Source organism: Moorena sp. SIO4A5, from assembly GCF_010672005.1.
Lineage (GTDB): Bacteria > Cyanobacteriota > Cyanobacteriia > Cyanobacteriales > Coleofasciculaceae > Moorena.
Genome location: NZ_JAAHHZ010000465.1, coordinates 1 through 3,781, shown reverse-complemented (window position 1 = coordinate 3,781; position 3,781 = coordinate 1). Strand labels below are relative to the sequence as shown.

Annotated in this window: 5 protein-coding genes; 3 read left to right on the top strand and 2 right to left on the bottom strand. The window is 40.0% G+C overall.

Annotated features, from left to right (window positions below):
- Positions 1-148: 148 nt before the first annotated feature.
- Positions 149-391 carry a FeoA family protein gene (locus tag F6K57_RS39320; RefSeq protein ID WP_070393365.1) on the bottom strand — a complete coding sequence of 81 codons (243 nt, stop codon included), beginning with the start codon at positions 389-391 and terminating at the stop codon, positions 149-151.
- A 577-nt stretch (positions 392-968) separates the two neighbouring features.
- On the opposite strand from F6K57_RS39320, the gene crtA reads away from it, so the two are divergent.
- From crtA to F6K57_RS39305, 3 genes are all read left to right on the top strand, one after another.
- Complete coding sequence (crtA, locus tag F6K57_RS39315; protein ID WP_075900212.1) at positions 969-1,814, top strand: cyanoexosortase A; 846 nt, start codon at positions 969-971, stop codon at positions 1,812-1,814.
- A gap of 232 nt (positions 1,815-2,046) precedes the next feature.
- Positions 2,047-2,718: a cyanoexosortase A system-associated protein gene (locus tag F6K57_RS39310; RefSeq protein WP_293074142.1), complete on the top strand. Its 672-nt coding sequence runs from the start codon at positions 2,047-2,049 to the stop codon at positions 2,716-2,718.
- A gap of 48 nt (positions 2,719-2,766) precedes the next feature.
- The gene (locus F6K57_RS39305; protein ID WP_293074140.1) at positions 2,767-3,510 is read left to right on the top strand and encodes an HpsJ family protein; all 744 of its coding nucleotides are present in this window, start codon (positions 2,767-2,769) and stop codon (positions 3,508-3,510) included.
- A 155-nt stretch (positions 3,511-3,665) separates the two neighbouring features.
- Here the strand turns inward: F6K57_RS39305 and F6K57_RS42325 are convergent.
- Positions 3,666-3,781, bottom strand: a 116-nt coding sequence (locus F6K57_RS42325) for a photosystem I reaction center subunit XI (protein ID WP_364304490.1), incomplete at its 5' end; no start/stop codon positions are given.

Below are 3,781 nucleotides of genomic sequence, written 5' to 3'. Positions count from 1 at the left end.
TCAAGAAACTCTCAATAAAGCTAGAGGGTTACTAGAGGCTATCCGCTGTTTAACCTTTGAGGAGTAAGCTATCAGCTAGGTGCGCCCCTGCAGGGAAGGGGAGGATAATAGCGTACTGCTAACATCGCCCCTAACAGCTAACCGCTAACTATTCCTTGACAGGGTTAACGACAATCATGCTAGCTTCTTGCCGTCGGATAGCTACTTCTGTGGTGGAACCAACTCGAATGTGTAACGGTCCCCCAAACCAGGCTGAGCGCAACACTTGGACTTGTCTATTAGGAATAATGCCAATTGCTTCTAGTCGATTGGCGAGACCTTCGACCTGCAAACCTATCTGAACTTTCTCGATAATGGCAAGCTTTCCAGGTTTTAATTCCGCTAAAGTCATTTAATTAACTATTTATAGTTTGTTTGATAAAATTTCCTCTATTTGCAGGCTGAGGGATTTACCCCCTGAGGATCTGGGGATATATCAATCATTAAAAATTATCTTTAGCATATAAATATTATTTTGTCAATTACTTTGACTAAACTGGTGTTATAGTCAAATCCCCAAAGGTACAGCTGTTGGATAAATCAACCAATTAAGCAAAAAATAGTCCTGAGTGGGAGAGTTTTGAGTGGAAGAATAGAACAAGCACTAATTTGTCATATATTTTATTTTACCAAATAATTAAAAATTACACAAATAAGCACGCTTTAGACTTTGGAAATGACTATAATAAATAGTTTTTTTTAAAATAGTGCTAGTTATAATATAACTTAAAATAGTTAATTCATTAGCAATGAGGTGCTAGGGTAAATAGTATAACAAATTAAGTTATAATAGACTATTTAAAACCCCATATTTATTATCAATTTTAAAAAAAAGCTGACCATTATAGATATTTTTTTAGCTTAGTCAGGGAAACTATGAAAGAGTCTTAGTCTGACGTCTCCGATTATGGTAATATTGCTACATCACGATGAAAGCTACTCATTTTGCAACCATTACACACCTTAAAAATTACCAATATTGGCTAGTAGGTATAGCAGCTGGGTTAATAGCAATTCAATTGACTCTGGCTGACAGGAGTAACATTGCTGATTTACTAAGTACAAGTTTTTTATTTTGGGTGGCTGTGTCTTACATGGTATGGGAAAAACGCCATACCTTGGACCTAGAAAGTGATATTTTTTCTGGCGTTTTAGGGTCATTATTAATTGGGTTAGTACTGTTGCGATCTACATTTGTATCAGGCTATGACATTTTTATCCGCTTTTCTCCTTTGATTTCAGTATTGGGTTTGGGACTGCTGGCATCTGGAGTGAAGGGATTAAAGCAATATTGGCAGCACCTTACTATATTTTTATGTCTCGCTATACCATCTGGATTGCCAACATTACTGATTGATGTATCCACATTAACTGCTAAGTTTTCTGGATTGCTCCTTTGGTACTCAGGATTTGAAGTCTCTAGGCAAGGGGTTTATTTAATCCTGCCAACGGGAGGAATAGAAGTAAATCCCGGCTGTTCTGGCGTCAGTTCTATGCTTCAGTTGTTGGGAATATCGTTGTTATTCTTATTTATGTTCCCTACTAGCCGGGTTCAAAAATTTTTGGTACCACTGATAGCTATTTTAGTAGGATTTATTGTTAATTCTATTCGAGTTAGCCTGATGGCTATTTTAGTCGCTTATTATAGTTATGAATCCTTTGAATATTGGCATTTTGGAGATGGTTCAATGATCTTTTCATTGGCTGCTGTCATTATTTTCGGTTTCTTCTGCAATTTTATACTTCAACAGAATGCACCAAAGACTGAAGATTAAGCCACTAACCTAAAGTCTAAGTATTAGGCATTATTAGATATTAGCTATAAAAAAAGCAGATCAGGGCTAGGTAGTAATAAAGTTGTGCTTCATAGGCTTGTTAGAACCTTAGAGCAATTCAACCATTAGCCTAAACTCTAGAGCGTAGAACCTTAAACCTCATAAACACCCAGGGCTTCTAGTCCCAAGAATGTCCTAGACCTGCAAGCCTTTTACCTTTTGCCTTGATGTCATGCTCGATTGGAAATCACTACGTATTTGGCTGCTAGCTTTTGTTTTTGGGGCTACTTTATCAGTTATGGGCAAAGTAATTTGGTATCCAACTACAAGCGCTCGTCCCATCACCCCTTTTGAATTTCCAGCTACAGTTCCCTTACCAGAATGGCAGCCTCTGGAAAGTCAAGGTTTGACTGGTCAAACGGCTGTTGATAAAACACTACAAGCTGGCAAGCACTATCGATATATTCAGAATGATTTACCTCTAGATATAAAGATGCGCTATTTAGTTCAGAGCGGGGGTGATATTAATAAATTCCTTCAAAAGTACATAGGGATTGAACCTGCTAGTCAAGAATTAATAGTGTCACGCCAGCAGAAAAAAATAGGTTTTCATCGCTTATTTGTGTACCAAGAGCGGGCTTACCTCAGTTCTTGTATCAACCCCCGGGGTGGCAGTACGGTCACCAGTTATCAGTTCAAGAAAAATCGGGATATTTACGATGTACGCTCCCGTCGCCTGCTGCTATGGTTACTGGGTCAGGTAAAGCTACAAGACAACCGTTGTCTGTGGGCTCATCTTTCTATTCCTCTAGAGAATTCTTCCCCTGAAGCTGCCTATCAAGTGCTGGAAAATGTTTGGCCTGACTGGTACGACTGGTGGTATTTACACTTTCCTAAACCTTGAGGTAAGGTTTACGACAATCGTGTCCTATTATGAAGGAATATTTAATATATGACTAAATTAGATGGCAATAAATTGACTGAATCCGTAGAGGATATACGGCAGTTTAACTTTTCTGTTCTAAGGTCTGCGACTCTGTTGCACTGGATAGGTTATGGCCTTTTAGTGCTAACTGTATTTGACGTAGTTGAAACGTTGATCCCACCAAACTTTATGAATCCTGCCTGGGAATTACAGACTATAGGGGCATTGGTGGAACGGGTGCCTGTACCTTTACTCGGCTTAGCCCTGGTGTTTTATGGAGAGCGCCATGGGCGCGAGAGATGGGAAGTCCTGGTTGTGAAGGTTTTATCCTGGTTAGCTTTGGTGCTGGGAGTGCTATATTTCTTGCTGATTCCTTTGGGAATTATTAACACAGTGCGGATTAATAAACAAGCCAGTACTCAAATTACTACTCAAGTTAACCGAGGGATGACCCAATTCCAAAAAGTTAAAGATGCTTTGGAGAAAGTAAATACAGAAGCGGAGATGGAAAAACTTTTGGCAAGCCTGAGTAGTGAAGGTAGCACTCCGGATATCAATAATTCTCAAGAATTGGAGAGGGTGAAAGAACAGCTCGCTTCATTCATTGCTCGTGGTGAGCAGAGGATACAAAACCAAGCTCAATCGAGTTTATCGTCTCGTCGTCTGGGTCTGTTTAAAAGTGCTGTCAAATGGAATTTAGGAGCTTTGGTGTCTGGAGCTTTGTTTATTACTATCTGGAAGTCTACCCCCTGGGCGAGACGAAAGGGGTAACAAGGAACATCGCTCTTTTCCTCAAATCTATGTCTTTGGTGGAGTGCCAACAAGAGAATAGGTGATTTAACTAAGTGTCAGTCACCTTACTCTCTTGCTTAGCTATCGGCTTTCGCCTCCGCTGCGCGATCAGAAACTCTTGTCTCCAGTCAGAGTTAAGAAGACCATACTCCACTAGCAATCTTTTGCAGTGGCGCTAGATGAGGTGTCTGGCATAGGAAATAGGCGAAAAATGCCCCGCCACAAGCACCAAGCAAGAAACCACTGGCAA

Coding starts and splice junctions, on each gene's coding strand:
- F6K57_RS39320 (WP_070393365.1), bottom strand. CDS start 391: ATGACTTTAGCGGAATTAAAACCTGGAAAGCTTGCCATTATCGAGAAA.
- crtA (WP_075900212.1), top strand. CDS start 969: ATGAAAGCTACTCATTTTGCAACCATTACACACCTTAAAAATTACCAA.
- F6K57_RS39310 (WP_293074142.1), top strand. CDS start 2,047: ATGCTCGATTGGAAATCACTACGTATTTGGCTGCTAGCTTTTGTTTTT.
- F6K57_RS39305 (WP_293074140.1), top strand. CDS start 2,767: ATGACTAAATTAGATGGCAATAAATTGACTGAATCCGTAGAGGATATA.